The 15,748-nt window shown below is 39.3% G+C and carries 10 protein-coding genes, 16 tRNA genes and 3 rRNA genes; all 29 read left to right on the top strand.

What is annotated here, in order from left to right; translation table 11 throughout:
* Positions 1-4: 4 nt before the first annotated feature.
* A complete protein-coding gene (gene trmB / locus DRZ96_RS01830) occupies positions 5-646 on the top strand; it encodes a tRNA (guanosine(46)-N7)-methyltransferase TrmB (protein ID WP_112889347.1) in 642 nt (213 codons plus the stop codon).
* 62 nt (positions 647-708) lie between these two features.
* Entirely contained in the window at positions 709-1,674 is a 966-nt protein-coding gene (gene bioB / locus DRZ96_RS01825; RefSeq protein ID WP_112889346.1) for a biotin synthase BioB, read from the top strand.
* A 420-nt stretch (positions 1,675-2,094) separates the two neighbouring features.
* A 16S ribosomal RNA gene (locus DRZ96_RS01820) occupies positions 2,095-3,619 on the top strand.
* A 41-nt stretch (positions 3,620-3,660) separates the two neighbouring features.
* Positions 3,661-3,737: transfer RNA gene (locus tag DRZ96_RS01815), tRNA-Ile, on the top strand.
* Positions 3,738-3,843: 106 nt separating this feature from the next.
* Positions 3,844-6,695, top strand: a 23S ribosomal RNA gene (locus DRZ96_RS01810).
* Positions 6,696-6,726: 31 nt separating this feature from the next.
* Positions 6,727-6,843 (top strand): 5S ribosomal RNA (rrf, locus tag DRZ96_RS01805).
* Together the 16S, 23S and 5S rRNA genes with 16 tRNA genes alongside form the textbook arrangement of a ribosomal RNA operon.
* Positions 6,844-6,864: 21 nt before the next feature.
* Positions 6,865-6,939 (top strand) — tRNA-Asn (locus tag DRZ96_RS01800).
* A 12-nt stretch (positions 6,940-6,951) separates the two neighbouring features.
* A tRNA-Leu gene (locus tag DRZ96_RS01795) sits at positions 6,952-7,040 on the top strand.
* A 27-nt stretch (positions 7,041-7,067) separates the two neighbouring features.
* Positions 7,068-7,144 (top strand) — tRNA-Met (locus tag DRZ96_RS01790).
* Between the two features lie 9 nt (positions 7,145-7,153).
* Positions 7,154-7,230 (top strand) — tRNA-Met (locus DRZ96_RS01785).
* A 46-nt stretch (positions 7,231-7,276) separates the two neighbouring features.
* Positions 7,277-7,351: transfer RNA gene (locus DRZ96_RS01780), tRNA-Glu, on the top strand.
* Between the two features lie 3 nt (positions 7,352-7,354).
* Positions 7,355-7,430: transfer RNA gene (locus tag DRZ96_RS01775), tRNA-Val, on the top strand.
* 6 nt (positions 7,431-7,436) lie between these two features.
* Positions 7,437-7,513, top strand: a tRNA-Asp gene (locus tag DRZ96_RS01770).
* 34 nt (positions 7,514-7,547) lie between these two features.
* Positions 7,548-7,623, top strand: a tRNA-Thr gene (locus DRZ96_RS01765).
* A gap of 27 nt (positions 7,624-7,650) precedes the next feature.
* A tRNA-Tyr gene (locus tag DRZ96_RS01760) sits at positions 7,651-7,736 on the top strand.
* 24 nt (positions 7,737-7,760) lie between these two features.
* A tRNA-Gly gene (locus DRZ96_RS01755) sits at positions 7,761-7,834 on the top strand.
* A 5-nt stretch (positions 7,835-7,839) separates the two neighbouring features.
* Positions 7,840-7,916: transfer RNA gene (locus DRZ96_RS01750), tRNA-Arg, on the top strand.
* 9 nt (positions 7,917-7,925) lie between these two features.
* A tRNA-Gln gene (locus DRZ96_RS01745) sits at positions 7,926-8,001 on the top strand.
* Between the two features lie 5 nt (positions 8,002-8,006).
* Positions 8,007-8,082 (top strand) — tRNA-Lys (locus tag DRZ96_RS01740).
* Between the two features lie 20 nt (positions 8,083-8,102).
* Positions 8,103-8,191 (top strand) — tRNA-Ser (locus DRZ96_RS01735).
* 46 nt (positions 8,192-8,237) lie between these two features.
* A tRNA-Lys gene (locus DRZ96_RS01730) sits at positions 8,238-8,313 on the top strand.
* A gap of 112 nt (positions 8,314-8,425) precedes the next feature.
* A complete protein-coding gene (locus tag DRZ96_RS10490) occupies positions 8,426-8,572 on the top strand; it encodes a CD1871A family CXXC motif-containing protein (protein WP_164753355.1) in 147 nt (48 codons plus the stop codon).
* Positions 8,565-9,449 carry a 4Fe-4S binding protein gene (locus DRZ96_RS01725; protein ID WP_112889345.1) on the top strand — a complete coding sequence of 295 codons (885 nt, stop codon included), beginning with the start codon at positions 8,565-8,567 and terminating at the stop codon, positions 9,447-9,449. The genes DRZ96_RS10490 and DRZ96_RS01725 overlap by 8 nt, the downstream gene beginning before the upstream one ends.
* Entirely contained in the window at positions 9,442-10,011 is a 570-nt protein-coding gene (locus tag DRZ96_RS01720; protein ID WP_112889344.1) for a TlpA family protein disulfide reductase, read from the top strand. Before DRZ96_RS01725 ends, DRZ96_RS01720 begins: the two co-directional genes overlap by 8 nt.
* A gap of 197 nt (positions 10,012-10,208) precedes the next feature.
* Positions 10,209-11,816 (top strand): hydroxylamine reductase, encoded by a 1,608-nt coding sequence (hcp, locus tag DRZ96_RS01715; RefSeq protein ID WP_201621267.1) that lies wholly within the window; start codon positions 10,209-10,211, stop codon positions 11,814-11,816.
* Between the two features lie 315 nt (positions 11,817-12,131).
* On the top strand, positions 12,132-13,136 hold the full coding sequence (locus tag DRZ96_RS01710) for a methionine ABC transporter ATP-binding protein (protein WP_112889343.1): 1,005 nt from the start codon (positions 12,132-12,134) through the stop codon (positions 13,134-13,136).
* Complete coding sequence (locus DRZ96_RS01705) at positions 13,137-13,790, top strand: methionine ABC transporter permease (RefSeq protein WP_112889342.1); 654 nt, start codon at positions 13,137-13,139, stop codon at positions 13,788-13,790. It begins immediately after the preceding gene.
* 59 nt (positions 13,791-13,849) lie between these two features.
* Entirely contained in the window at positions 13,850-14,677 is an 828-nt protein-coding gene (locus DRZ96_RS01700; RefSeq protein ID WP_112889341.1) for a MetQ/NlpA family ABC transporter substrate-binding protein, read from the top strand.
* A gap of 39 nt (positions 14,678-14,716) precedes the next feature.
* Positions 14,717-15,559, top strand: a complete 843-nt coding sequence (locus DRZ96_RS01695; RefSeq protein WP_112889340.1) for a MetQ/NlpA family ABC transporter substrate-binding protein — start codon at positions 14,717-14,719, stop codon at positions 15,557-15,559.
* Positions 15,560-15,748: the final 189 nt, after the last annotated feature.

Raw genomic sequence — 15,748 nt, 5'->3', positions numbered from 1 at the left:
GAAAATGAGACTTAGAAAAAAACATTTTGCAATACCTGAAATGGCTGAAAATCCTTATGTATTTTTTAATGGACAAGAGAATAAGGGGAAGTGGAAAGAGGTCTTTGGCAACGACAATCCAATTTATTTAGAGATTGGTGCTGGCAAGGGAACTTTTACTATCGAATCAGCTAAATTAAATAAAAATATAAATTATATAATGGTAGATATTGAAACTAATGCACTTATTTATGCAACAAGAAAAATATTAGACGAAGAGCTTACCAATGTTAGGGCAATGCCCATTAATGCTGAAAACATCTTAGACTACTTTGACGAAAACGAACTAGACAGGATCTATATAAACTTCTGTAACCCTTGGCCAAAGTTAAGACATAAGAAGAGAAGGTTGACTTACCCAAGATTTTTAGAAAAGTATAAGCTAATATTAAAACCAAAATCACAAATTTATTTTAAGACAGATGATTTAGAACTATTTGAAGAAAGCTTAGATTACTTTAAAGATCAAGGCTTCTCTACACTTGTAAAAGAATTTGACATGAAGCTTGAAGAATATCCACAAAACATTGTGACAGAATACGAAAGCAAGTTTAGAGGACTGGGAGAAAAAATAAAGTTTGGAGTCTTTGAACATTACGTTAACTAAAATTTAAAATAAATTGACAATAAAACTCCTGAAATATATAATGAATTTCAGGAGTTGAAGATATGGACATAAATAATTTAAAAGAAAAAATAAAAAATGGTTACGTAATAACAAGAGAAGAAGCAATAGAAGTTTATAATAGCGACTACGATGAACTAACAAAGGCTGCAGATGAACTTAGAGAATATTTCTGTGGCAATGACTTTGATGTTTGTACTATTATAAATGCCAAAAGTGGTAAGTGTTCAGAAAACTGTAAATTTTGTGCCCAATCAGGTCACTATCATACAAATGTAAAAGAATACGATCTTCTAGATGAAGACGTAATAGTAAAGGATGCCCTAGATAAATACAATAGGGGAATTCCAAGATACTCAATGGTAGCAAGTGGAAAGGGACTCACACCAAAAGATATAGACAAGATATGCAGCATTACGAGAAAGATATATGAACAAGCACCGGGAATAAAGGTATGTATTTCAGGAGGAATAATATCAGAAGAATCCTTTGAAAAATTAAAGGCAGCTGGTATAACAAGAATCCACAACAATCTTGAAACATCAAGAAACTTCTTCCCAGAAATTTGCACGACACATACTTACGATCAAAAGATAGAAACAATAAAGGCAGCTCAAGAAGCAGGAATGGAAATATGCTCAGGAGGACTCATAGGATTAGGAGAAGACTTCAAAGATAGAATTGACATGGCACTACAGTTAAGGGACCTAGATGTACACTCAGTACCTATTAATCTATTAAATCCTATTAAGAACACTCCCTTAGAAAATAATGAACCACTGCCAATGGAAGAAGTAAATAGGACTTGTGCGACCTTTAGATTTATTATGCCTAAGGCCCTAATAAGATTAGCTGGTGGAAGATCACTAATGGAAGAATTTGGTAAATCAGCATTTAAGTCTGGTGCCAATGCAGCTATATCGGGAGTACTTCTTACAACAAAGGGCATAAGTATAGAAGATGATATGAAGAGAATTAAGGATTTAGACTATCAAGTAAAGGCAGTGTAAATTAATTTTAAAAAGTTTTTATAAACTGCTTGACAAAGGAAAATATAAATAGTAATATAAAACAGCTGTAAGAAATGCAGCTGTTATTTTTTAGAAAAAAAGATTTAAAAAAATAAAAAAAACAGTTGACAGATGATTTTCTAGGTGCTAATATATAGAAGTTGTCACTTAAGACAGCAAAAAATATTACCGAGTTTCAAGTAAAAACAATTTAAATAAATTGTAAAAAATACTTGACAAAGAAAAAACACGGTAGTATAATAAACAAGCTACTTCAAAAAAGTAGCGCATGAAACATGATAATTAAATAGTGTGAAGATAGATAAACAATTCGTGATTTAATCACAGATTCTTTTAAAGAATCACAAGCAAACCAGATATTCGTTTAGTTTTGAGAAAACTAATGAGTCATACAAATTTTTAATTGAGAGTTTGATCCTGGCTCAGGACGAACGCTGGCGGCGCGCTTAACACATGCAAGTCGAGCGATGAAATCTTGACAGATCCCTTCGGGGTGAAGATAAGATGGATTAGCGGCGGACGGGTGAGTAACACGTGAGTAACCTGCCTTAGACATTGGGATAGCCTCGGGAAACCGGGATTAATACCAAATGAAATCATAGGTGCCCATGCACTAATGATCAAAACTCCGGTGGTCTAAGATGGACTCGCGTCCCATTAGCTAGTTGGTGAGGTAACGGCCCACCAAGGCGACGATGGGTAGCCGGCCTGAGAGGGTGAACGGCCACATTGGAACTGAGAAACGGTCCAAACTCCTACGGGAGGCAGCAGTGGGGAATATTGCACAATGGAGGGAACTCTGATGCAGCGACGCCGCGTGAACGATGAAGGCTTTCGAGTCGTAAAGTTCTTTTATATGGGAAGATAATGACGGTACCATAAGAAAAAGCCCCGGCTAACTACGTGCCAGCAGCCGCGGTAATACGTAGGGGGCTAGCGTTGTCCGGAATCACTGGGCGTAAAGGGTTCGCAGGCGGAAATGCAAGTCAGATGTAAAAGGCAGTAGCTTAACTACTGTAAGCATTTGAAACTGCATATCTTGAGAAGAGTAGAGGTAAGTGGAATTTTTAGTGTAGCGGTGAAATGCGTAGATATTAAAAAGAATACCGGTGGCGAAGGCGACTTACTGGGCTCATTCTGACGCTGAGGAACGAAAGCGTGGGTAGCAAACAGGATTAGATACCCTGGTAGTCCACGCTGTAAACGATGAGTGCTAGGTATCGGAATAATTCGGTGCCGCAGTTAACACATTAAGCACTCCGCCTGGGGAGTACGTGCGCAAGCATGAAACTCAAAGGAATTGACGGGGACCCGCACAAGCAGCGGAGCATGTGGTTTAATTCGAAGCAACGCGAAGAACCTTACCAGGGCTTGACATACTGAGGACCGGTATAGAGATATACCCTCTTCTTCGGAAGCCTCAATACAGGTGGTGCATGGTTGTCGTCAGCTCGTGTCGTGAGATGTTCAGTTAAGTCTGGCAACGAGCGCAACCCCTATCTTTAGTTACCAGCATTTCGGATGGGGACTCTAAAGAGACTGCCGATGATAAATCGGAGGAAGGTGGGGATGACGTCAAATCATCATGCCCTATATGCCCTGGGCTACACACGTGCTACAATGGAAGATACAAAGGGAAGCGAGATAGTGATATTAAGCCAACCTCAAAAAGTCTTTCTCAGTTCGGATTGTACTCTGCAACTCGAGTACATGAAGATGGAGTTGCTAGTAATCGCAGATCAGCATGCTGCGGTGAATGCGTTCCCGGGTCTTGTACACACCGCCCGTCACACCATGGAAGCTTGTAATACCCGAAGCCTGCGAGCGAACCTTAGGGAAGCAGCAGTCGAAGGTAGGATAGGTGACTGGGGTGAAGTCGTAACAAGGTAGCCGTATCGGAAGGTGCGGCTGGATCACCTCCTTTCTAAGGAAAATAAATCTTCACACTATTTTAATTATATATATGGACCTGTAGCTCAGCTGGTTAGAGCGCACGCCTGATAAGCGTGAGGTCGGTGGTTCGAGTCCACCCAGGTCCACCATAACTTAGTTTATGCTAAGTTTTGAACCATAACAACTTAAAAACTAATCAAAATTTCTTAAACAAAACAATTAAACTGGAAATAAACAGAAATGTTTATTAACAAAGGTCAAGTTAAAAAGAGCACTAGGTGAATGCCTAGGCACCAAGAGGCGAAGAAGGACGCGACAAGCTGCGAAAAGCTACGGAGAGGAGCAAATATCTTATGACCCGTAGATATCCGAATGGGGAAACCCACCTCGTAAGAGGTATCCTATAGCCAATTCATAACTATAGGAGGCGAACCAGGTGAACTGAAACATCTAAGTAACCTGAGGAAAAGAAAGAAAACTCGATTCCCTAAGTAGCGGCGAGCGAACGGGGAAGAGCCCGATGTGTATAAAGAGACAATAGCCAGCCAAATAATCTGGGAAGATTAACCAAAGAAGGTAAGAGTCCTGTAGGCGAAAGCGAAGATATCCGACACAAAAGAGTACCACGGAACACGAGAAATTCAGTGGGAATATGGGGGGACCACCCCCTAAGGCTAAATACTACTTGGTGACCGATAGCGAACAAGTACCGTGAGGGAAAGGTGAAAAGAACCCCGTGAGGGGAGTGAAATAGAATCTGAAACCTAGTGTTTACAAGCAGCGAAAGTGGTTTAACACCACGATCGTGTACTTTTTGTAGAACGGGCCAGCGAGTTACGATTACTAGCGAGGTTAAGCATTAAAGATGCGGAGCCGAAGCGAAAGCGAGTCTAAATAGGGCGGAAGTTAGTGGTTGTAGACCCGAAACCGTGTGATCTATCCATGAGCAGAGTGAAGTTGAAGTAAAATTCAATGGAGGCTCGAACCGGGTAACGTTTAAAAGTTATCGGATGACTTGTGGATAGGGGTGAAAAGCCAAACGAACACGGAGATAGCTGGTTCTCCTCGAAATAGCTTTAGGGCTAGCCTCTAGTAAGACATGAAAAGGGGGTAGAGCACTGATTGGTCAAGGGGCATGCATATGTTACCAAGACCTATCAAACTCCGAATACCATATCATGCACTAGGGAGTCAGACTATGTGGGATGAGCTTCATAGTCGAAAGGGAAAGAGCCCAGACCATCAGCTAAGGTCCCAAAATTATAGTTAAGTGGGAAAGGATGTGGAGTTACTGAGACAACTAGGATGTTGGCTTAGAAGCAGCCACTCATTTAAAGAGTGCGTAATAGCTCACTAGTCAAGTGACTCTGCGCCGAAGATAACCGGGGCTAAACTATATACCGAAGCTATGGAACGTATAACGTTGGTAGAGGAGCAATGTATGAAGGACGAAGCAGAAGCCGTAAGGCACTGTGGACATCATACAAGAGAGAATGCTGGCATGAGTAGCGAGAGGTGAGTGAGAATCTCACCCGTCGAAAACCCAAGGATTCCTGAGCAAGGCTCGTCCACTCAGGGTAAGTCGGGACCTAAGGCGAGGCTGAAAAGCGTAGTCGATGGACAACAGGTGGAAATTCCTGTACCGATACAATCATTAAAGGAAGTGGGGACGCAGAAGGATAATAAGAGCGCCCAGTTGGTGAGGCGTGCAAGCGCAAAGGATGGAAAGTAGGCAAATCCGCTTTCCGAGAAGTCTGAAGCGTAATGCGGATCGAAAACAAGTAGAGAAGCTTATGACTCCACACTGCCAAGAAAAGCCACTACTAGAGAAGTATCGCCCGTACCGTAAACCGACACAGGTAGGTGAGGAGAGAATCCTAAGACGAGCGGAAAAACCTTTGTTAAGGAACTCGGCAAAATGACCCCGTAACTTCGGGAGAAGGGGAGCCCCTGTAACAGGGGGCCGCAGTGAAAAGGCCCAAGCGACTGTTTACCAAAAACACAAGTTTCTGCTAAGTCGAAAGACGAAGTATAGGAGCTGACACCTGCCCGGTGCTGGAAGGTTAAGGGAAAAAGTTAGCGTAAGCGAAGCTTAGAACTGAAGCCCCAGTAAACGGCGGCCGTAACTATAACGGTCCTAAGGTAGCGAAATTCCTTGTCGGGTAAGTTCCGACCCGCACGAAAGGTGTAACGATTTGGGCACTGTCTCAACAAAGGATCCGGTGAAATTGTAGTAGCGGTAAAGATGCCGCTTACCCACGACAGGACGGAAAGACCCCGTGGAGCTTTACTGTAGGCTGAGATTGAATTTTGGGATTAAATGTACAGAATAGGTGGGAGACAGAGAATAAGGTACGCCAGTATCTTGGGAGTCACCGTTGGGATACCACTCTTTTAATGCTAGAATTCTAACCTAACCCCATGAATCTGGGGAAGGGACACTCTCAGTTGGACAGTTTGACTGGGGCGGTCGCCTCCGAAAGAGTAACGGAGGCGTTCAAAGGTTCCCTCAGCACGGATGGAAATCGTGCGCAGAGTATAAAGGCAGAAGGGAGCTTAACTGCGAGACCAACAAGTCGAGCAGATGCGAAAGCAGGACTTAGTGATCCGGTGGTACCGAGTGGAAGGGCCATCGCTCAACGGATAAAAGCTACCCCGGGGATAACAGGCTTATCTCCCCCAAGAGTCCACATCGACGGGGAGGTTTGGCACCTCGATGTCGGCTCGTCTCATCCTGGGGCTGAAGTAGGTCCCAAGGGTTGGGCTGTTCGCCCATTAAAGAGGCACGCGAGCTGGGTTCAGAACGTCGCGAGACAGTTCGGTCCCTATCCGTCGTGGGCGTAGGAAATTTGAGAGGAGCTGTCCTTAGTACGAGAGGACCGGGATGGACAAACCTCTGGTGCACCAGTTGTACTGCCAAGTGCATAGCTGGGAAGCTAAGTTTGGAAGGGATAAGAGCTGAAGGCATCTAAGCCCGAAGCCCCCCTCGAGATGAGATTTCCCTCGAAAGATAAGACCCCTTGAAGAAAATGAGGTAGATAGGCTCAAGGTGTAAGTGTAGCAATACATTCAGCTAGCGAGTACTAATAGGTCGAAGACTTGACCAAAGATTTAAGGTAAGATTAGTTTTTAAGTTAATCTGGTGAGAATAGGACAATGGACACACCTGTACCCATACCGAACACAGAAGTTAAGCATTAGTCCGCTGATGGTACTTGGTTGGCAACGACCTGGGAGAGTAAGTTATCGCCAGTAAGGGACAAAAGTCCCCAATAGTCTTAGGTAGCTCAATGGTGGAGCAACCGGCTGTTAACCGGTAGGCTGTGGGTTCGAGTCCCACCCTGAGAGCCATTTAAAAAACAAGCCGGGGTGGCGGAACTGGCAGACGCACAGGACTTAAAATCCTGCGGTGGTTAAACACCGTATCGGTTCGATTCCGATTCTCGGCACCAAAAGAAATAGTAGCCGGGTACAAATGACGCGGGATGGAGCAGCATGGTAGCTCGTCGGGCTCATAACCCGAAGGTCGGAGGTTCAAATCCTTCTCCCGCTACCATAAAAATATGGCGGCGTAGCTCAGTTGGCTAGAGCATACGGTTCATACCCGTAGTGTCAGGAGTTCAAATCTCTTCGCCGCTACCATTTTCAAAATAACGGTTTTTGTTATACATAAACCGCAACCATATTAGGCCCTGTGGTCAAGCGGTTAAGACACCACCCTTTCACGGTGGTATCCCGGGTTCGATTCCCGGCAGGGTCACCAGATGGACGCATAGCTCAGTTGGGAGAGCATCTGCCTTACAAGCAGGGGGTCATAGGTTCGAGCCCTATTGTGTCCACCAAAATTGGGCCTGGTAGTTCAGTTGGTTAGAATGCCAGCCTGTCACGCTGGAGGTCGTCGGTTCGAACCCGATCCAGGTCGCCAATTAAAATTTCAAGTTATTTTTAATAAGTGAGATGCTGGTGTAGCTCAATTGGTAGAGCAACTGACTTGTAATCAGTAGGTTAGGGGTTCAAGTCCTCCCACCAGCTCCAAAAAAGCTTATTATTAGGGACTTACATGGAGGAGTTCCCGAGTTGGCCAAAGGGGACGGACTGTAAATCCGTTAGTTTAACTTTCAGTGGTTCAAATCCACTCTCCTCCACCAAAAATTTTATAAAAAATTATTTATGCGGGTGTAGCTCAGTGGTAGAGCCCCAGCCTTCCAAGCTGGTTGCGAGGGTTCGATTCCCTTCACCCGCTCCATATAAGCACCTATAGCTCAGTAGGATAGAGCAACGGACTTCTAATCCGTGTGCCGGGGGTTCGAATCCTCCTAGGTGCGCCAATCAATTATTGGGGTGTAGCCAAGTCGGTAAGGCACCAGACTTTGACTCTGGCATGCGTAGGTTCGAGTCCTGCCACCCCAGCCAAGTGAGACCCATTAGCTCAGTCGGTAGAGCACTTGACTTTTAATCAAGGTGTCGCGCGTTCGAATCGCGCATGGGTCACCATTTTTAAATTTTATATTTGTGGAGAGGTACCGAAGTGGTCATAACGGGGCGGTCTTGAAAACCGTTAGGGTGCAAGCCCACAAGGGTTCGAATCCCTTCCTCTCCGCCATTTTTTAATCTGTGGTTAACACAGATTTTTTATTGAAACTGAATAAGACCCATTAGCTCAGTCGGTAGAGCACTTGACTTTTAATCAAGGTGTCGCGCGTTCGAATCGCGCATGGGTCACCATACTAGCTGTGAATTAATTTTCACAGCTTTTTTTTTGAAAAATTTCATTAAATAAAGGTTTCTTAACTTTATCTTTACATCTAAAATGCTATACTACTTGTGAGGTGAAAACATGAGGGATTTTGCAGAAAAAAAATTATCCTATCTTATGCTACTTTTGTCTATTGCCTTCATAATTTATGGAGCTTATAGGCATGAAGTGGATACTGTCCTATCCAAAGCCATAAGAATTTGCTTGGAGTGTGTTGGAATTGGTTAGTTTAATAAATCTTCTAAAAAATATTGGTAAAAAACGAAACTTATTTCAAGGGACTTTTGCCCTTCTTACAAATTTACATATTCCAAACTTTTTTAAAGGAACAATATATACAGGTAAGACTAAGAACCTTTGCGTTCCGGGACTAAATTGTTATTCATGCCCTGGAGCTGCCTTTTCTTGTCCAATAGGTTCCTTTCAAGCACTTGTTGGCTCGTCAAAATTTAATTTTGCCTACTATGTGACGGGACTAATGCTTTTATTTGGAACCTTATTTGGAAGACTTATCTGTGGATTTATGTGTCCCTTTGGATTTTTTCAGGATCTCCTTTACAAGATTCCTACAAAAAAAATCTCTACAAGAAAATTTTCTTTTTTAAAATACTTAAAGTATTTTATTTTAATTTTTGTAGTCTGGCTTTTTGGAGTATTTTTAACTGATGAACTTGGTGGAGCTTCTCCATATTTCTGCCAGTACATCTGTCCACAGGGAATATTGGAAGGTGGAATCCCTCTTTCACTTGCTAATAAATCTATAAGGGGAGCCTTGGGAAATTTATTTATTTTAAAATTTGCTATACTTGCTGTTACAGTTTTAATGTCAATATTTTTCTACAGGCCCTTCTGTAAATATATTTGCCCCCTTGGAGCTTTTTACGCTATAACTAATAAATTTTCATTTTATAAATATCATGTGGACGATTCATGCATTTCTTGTGGCAAGTGTAAGAGAGTTTGCAAGATGGATGTTGATATGTCCACAAATCAAAATGCCCTAGAATGTATAAGATGCGGTGACTGCCTAAGGGCTTGTCCAACATCAGCTATATCCACGTCAATTAATAAACCTAAGACCAATGAAGGAGTAAGTTATGAATAAAATTTTTAAAAAGATAAGTAAATTGTTTGTTCTCATGATCCTATTAGTGTCAATGACGGCTTGCTCAAGTAAGTCACAAGAAACTACTGAACTTTCTGGTGGAGATACTTTTCCAAAGTTTGATGCAGTAGATTTTGAAGGAAATCCAGTAAGTAGTGATGTATTTAAAGACCATCCTGTAACTATTTTGAGTATTTGGTTTACAGGTTGTAAGGGTTGTATTGATGAAATGCCAGGCCTACAAAAAATTAGTGAAGACTTAAAGGATAAAAATGTTAAGGTTATGTCAATTTGCCTTGACACTTATGAAAATAAAGAAATTAAGGCTGAAGCAGAAAAAATCTTAGAGGCTAAGGGAGTAAAATACACTAACCTTGCTGTTAAACCTTCTGAAGAAATCGATGCTTACCTCAAGAACTTAACTGCCTTCCCAACAACTCTATTAATTAATAGAGATGGAAAGATAGTAGGAGATGCAAGTGTAGGTTCAGTTGATGATAAGGATAAGCTAAACAAGCTTTATGAAAAAATTGACCAAATTATTGCTAATGACGGAAAATAATCTAATTTATTTAGATTATTAATCACTTTTAGTGATTCCTCATTAATATACACCAATTGAGACTCCCGAGAGGGAGTCTCTTTTATTTTTATATTGTTGCATTTGCAACAGAAAAATTCATCTTTATTTATTAAAATATATTTAGAAGTAATGAATTTATAGGAATAATTTAAAGAGAGAGGATGAAGATCATGGATATGTTTTGTTTTCAATGTCAAGAAACATTTAAAAACACTGGTTGTACTAAAAGAGGAGTATGTGGAAAATCTGCAGTTGTTGCAAATTTACAAGACTTTTTAATTTGGACATCAAAGGGACTTTCTGAAATAGTTGTAAAAAGTGGAAAAGAAAATAAAGAAGCAGTAGATAGAGTTGTTTTAAATTTATTTACAACAATTACAAATGCAAACTTTGATGATATTGCAATAAAAGAGAGAATTGAAGAAACTATTAAGCTTATGAATTCTTTAAGAGAAGATAAAGAATACAGTGAAGCTGCTATGTGGTCAACTGAAGAATTTTCTGAAATCGAAAGAAAAATAAATTCAGGTGAAGTTTCTATTTTAGTAGAAGATAATGAAGATATTAGAAGTTTAAAAGAACTTGTTACTTATGGTTTAAAGGGTATGGCTGCATATGCAAGACATGCAAAAGTTTTAGGATTTGAAAGTGAAGAAGTAAATAACTTTATTTTAAATACAATGGCAGAACTTCTAACAGAAAAAACTGTTGATGAATTAGTTTCATTAACACTTAAAACTGGTGAAATGGGATATAAGGCAATGGCAACTCTTGATTCTGCAAATACAGGAACTTATGGAAACCCAGAAGTTTCAAATGTAAATATTGGTGTTAGAAATAATCCAGGTATACTAGTTTCAGGTCACGACTTAAAAGACTTTGAAATGCTTTTAGAACAAGCAAAAGATTCTGGTGTGGATATTTACACTCACTCAGAAATGTTACCTGCAAACTACTATCCAAAGTTTAAAAAATATGAAAACTTTGTTGGTAATTATGGTAATGCTTGGTGGAAGCAAAGAGATGAGTTTGAGTCCTTTAATGGACCAATCCTTATGACAACAAACTGTATAGTTCCACCTAAGGATTCTTATAAAGATAAATTATTTACAACTGGCGCAGCAGGATATCCAGGATGCACTTATATAGAAGAAGATGAAAATGGACACAAAGATTTCTCAGAAGTAATTGAAATGGCAAAGACTTGCAAGTCTCCAGAAGAAATTGAAAAGGGAGAAATAGTTGGTGGATTTGCGCACTCTCAAGTATTAGAGCTTGCTGATAAAGTTATTGAAGCTGTAAATAATGGTGATATTACAAAATTTGTTGTAATGGCTGGCTGCGATGGAAGAATGAATGAAAGAAATTACTACACAGAATTTGCAGAAGAATTGCCAGAATCTGCTGTAATTTTAACTGCTGGTTGTGCAAAATACAGATACAACAAATTAAATCTTGGAGATATTAATGGAATTCCAGGAGTATTAGACGCAGGACAATGTAATGATTCTTACTCATTAATTCAAATTGCTCTAGCATTAGTTGATGCATTTGGAGTTGAAAGTGTAAATGATCTTCCAATTGCCTATAATATTGCATGGTACGAACAAAAAGCAGTAATTGTTTTACTTGCACTTCTATCATTAGGTGTAAAAAATATTCACCTTGGACCAACTCTTCCTGCATTTTTATCTTCAAATGTTGTAGATGTTCTAGTTGAAAATTTTGGAATTGCTGGAAACTCAACAGTTGAAGAAGATATGAAAAATTTAAAAATAAAATAAAAAACATGCTTGACTTTTAAAATATAAGCTAATATAATCATAAGTAATTCAAAAATAAACTTTTGAGAAGAAGAGTAACTTAAAATTTTGATTAAAGAGAGCTTCGTTTTGGTGAAAGAAGTAGAAAGATTTTTTGTGAACATGGCCTTCTCTAGGAAATACTGATATTAGGTATTTACGGGTCTTCCCGTTACAGAAGTAGAGTATGATAGTACTTGAAGAGGTTGCTTTCGTGAGAAAGTGATAAATTAAGGTGGTAACACGAGCTTTCGTCCTTATGGATGGAAGCTCTTTTTTTATTGTTTTGGAGGAAAAATGATTGAAGTAAAAAACTTAGTTAAAGAATTTAAAACTGGAGATAGAAGTTTTAGAGCCTTAAACGATGTTTCTTTCAAGGTCAATCGGGGAGAGATTTACGGTGTAATTGGTTTATCTGGTGCCGGCAAGTCAACCCTTGTTAGATGTATTAATAGGTTGGAAGAACCAAGCTCAGGAGAAATCCTAGTTGATGGAAAATCTATTATTGGCCTAAATGAAAAGGAACTTAGGGCAGCTAGAAAGGATATTGGAATGATCTTCCAGTATTTCAACTTATTCATGCAAAAGACTGTGGCAGAAAATATTGCCTACCCTCTAGAAATTTCTGGAGTGTCTAGGGAAGACATATCAAAAAGGGTGGACGAGCTCTTAAAATTTATTGATCTTAAAGATAAGAAGGATTCTTATCCAGCAGAATTGTCTGGTGGTCAAAAGCAAAGAGTGGCAATAGCAAGATCCATTGCCACAAACCCATCAATCCTACTTTCAGATGAAGGAACATCAGCCCTTGATCCGGCAAACACAAAGTCAGTCTTAAATCTTCTAAAGAGAATTGTAGAAGAATTTGACATGACAGTTATAATGATCACCCATCAAATGGAGGTAGCCAAGGAAATTTGTGACAGGATAGCAGTAATGGAAGCAGGAAAAATTATTGAAGAGAACACCACAAAGGAACTCTTCACAAATCCAAAAACTGCAGTTACAAGATCCTTTATTAAAAATCTTGAAGATGATGTGGAAGAAGGCTATGTGAGAGCCAGCGACTATAAGGGAGACGTCTTGAGACTTTCCTATGCAGACAACAACTACGACAAGCCAATTCTTTCCCAATGTGTCAAGAAGTTTGATATAGACTTTTCAATTTTATCTGGAAATATAAACAAGCTAAATGCAGCAAATGTTGGTTACCTTACAGTTCAAATCCTAGGTAAGGATGATGAAAGGGCAAGGGCCATTGAATTCTTAAAAGAAAATAATGTAATTGTGGAGGTGCTTTAAATGGATAGGATAATTGATATAGTTTTACCAGCAATTCCACAAACTTTAATAATGGTAATTGCTTCGACAATAATTGCCCTCTTAATTGGTCTTCCACTGGGAATAATTTTAACAACAACAAGACCTGGAGGACTTACAGAATCAGTAAAAGTTTACTCAATCCTAGATGGAATAATAAATATCCTAAGGTCCTTTCCCTTCGTAATCTTGATGATAGTTGTATTCCCACTATCAAGACTAATTGTTGGAAAGTCCTACGGAACTGCAGCAATGATAATTCCCCTTTCAGTTTCAGCAGCACCCTTTGTTGCAAGGCTAATGGAAGGTTACTTTATCCAAGTTGACTCAGGCATCATCGAGGCAGCCAAGTCCATGGGATCATCTAAGAGGGAAATAATCTTTAAGGTCCTTATACCAGAGGCAATGCCAATGATAGTGACAGGAATTACAATGACAATAATTAACGTAATTGGTTACTCTGCTATGGCTGGTGTCATGGGAGGAGGAGGCCTAGGAGATGTGGCAAATAGGTATGGTTACCAAAGAAATGAGCCCCTAATCCTTTGGTCAGCAGTAGTAGTTATTATAATCTTGGTTCAAATAGTTCAATTTGTTGGTAACTTTTTGACTAAGAAGATAGACAAGAGAAAATAAGAGAAGAGAAAGAAAAAAGAAGAAAAAAGACATAATATTTGACAACAAGGAGAAAAAAGATGAAGAAGACAAAAATTTTATTGACACTAATTGGACTTATTGCAGTTTTAACAGCTTGTGGAAAAGACAACAAAGTAGAAGAAAAAAGCTCAGAGGCAGGAGAAAAAACTAAGGTTACAATAGGGGCATCGGAAACTCCCCATGGAGAACTCATAAAGGCCCTTGAGCCAGAATTTGAAAAAGCAGGCATTGACCTTGACCTAGTAGTTTTTTCAGACTATGTGCAACCAAACCTACAACTTGAATCAGGAGACTTAGACCTAAACTTTTACCAACACCAACCCTACCTCGACAGCTTTAATGAGGACAGGAAGACAAATATAGTTTCCCTAGAAGATTCAAAAATATTTATCACACCCCTTCTTGGATTTTCATCAAAGATAAAGGACATAAAAGACCTTGAAGATGGTGGAGAAATTATAATTCCCAATGACCCAACAAATGGAGCAAGAGCCTTATTAATTCTTGATAAAGAAGGACTTATAAAGTTAAAAGACAAGGACAACTTAAACTCAACTGAAGTTGATATAGTTGAAAATCCAAAGAATTTAAAATTTACAGCAGTTGATGCACAAAATATTCCAAGAGTTTACCAAGATGCAGACCTTGCTTTTATAAATCCAAACTTTGCCATAGCAAATGGGCTAGATCCAAAGGATGCGATAATCACAGAAGCAAAGGATTCACCTTATGCAAACATTGTGGCAGCAAGATCTGGCGAAGAAAACAAGGAAATTTATAAGAAAGTTGTAGAAATTTTACAATCAGAAGAAAGTAGAAAATATATTGAAGATACTTTCAAGGGAGCAGTGCTTCCAACATTTTAATATTAATTAAGTAATAATTTTTTTTAGAGGAGGATATATATGAAAAATTTTAAAAAATTATTTTTACTAGGATCAGTGGTCCTATCACTTGCCCTAACAGGATGTGGCGGTGCAAAGAAAGATGACGCAAAGGCAGAAGCTCCAGCAGATGGAGACAACAAGATTGTTATTGGTGTATCACCTACACCTCATGGAGAAATCATTGAAGGTCTAAAGCCAGAATTTGAAAAAGAAGGACTTGATGTAGAAGTCGTAAACTTCGATGACTACATCCAACCAAACCTTCAACTAGAAGCAGGCGACCTTGATGCCAACTACTTCCAACATAAACCTTATCTTGACAGCTTTACAGAAGAAAGAAACATTGACAATCTTGACGTCCTAGGTTACGTTCACATTGAACCAATGGCTTTATATTCAGAAAAGTATAAGTCAGTTGATGAAATCGAAGATGGCGCAGAAATTATCATCCCTAACGACCCAAGTAACGGTGCAAGAGCCTTAATCCTACTTGAAGATGCAGGACTAATTAAGTTAAAGGACAAGACAAATCTTAACTCAACAGAAAAAGATATAGCAGAAAATCCTAAGAACTTAAAGTTCACAGCAATGGATGCACCTTCAATTGCACAAGTTTATAAAGATTCAGGAGCAGCAGTTATTAACTCCAACTTTGCTATTGGACAAGGACTTGACCCAACTAAGGACTCAATCTTCTTAGAATCTAAGGATTCACCATATGCAAACTTAGTTGCAATTAGAAAAGAAGACGCTGACAAGGAAAAATTCCAAAAATTCTTAAAGGTTCTTAACTCTGAAGAAGCTAAGACATTTATAGAAGAAACATTTAAGGGAGCAGTTATACCAGCTTTCGAAAACTAAAAATATTTAAAGAGATCCTTAGGGGTCTCTTTTTTTTGAGTTCTGATTTCTAAAAAATCATTAACTGAGATAAAAAAGATCAAAACAAAAAATGAAAAAGCAAAATCATAAAGCTTTTATTATAAATTCATTTATCTTTCACAAATTCATACTAAGATAAAGTCATAAATTTTCGTATAGGAGGAAAGT

The sequence above is a fragment of the Peptoniphilus harei genome, from assembly GCF_900454685.1.
In the GTDB taxonomy this organism is placed as follows: Bacteria; Bacillota; Clostridia; order Tissierellales; family Peptoniphilaceae; genus Peptoniphilus_A; species Peptoniphilus_A harei.
This window is presented reverse-complemented; position numbering and strand designations above follow the sequence as displayed.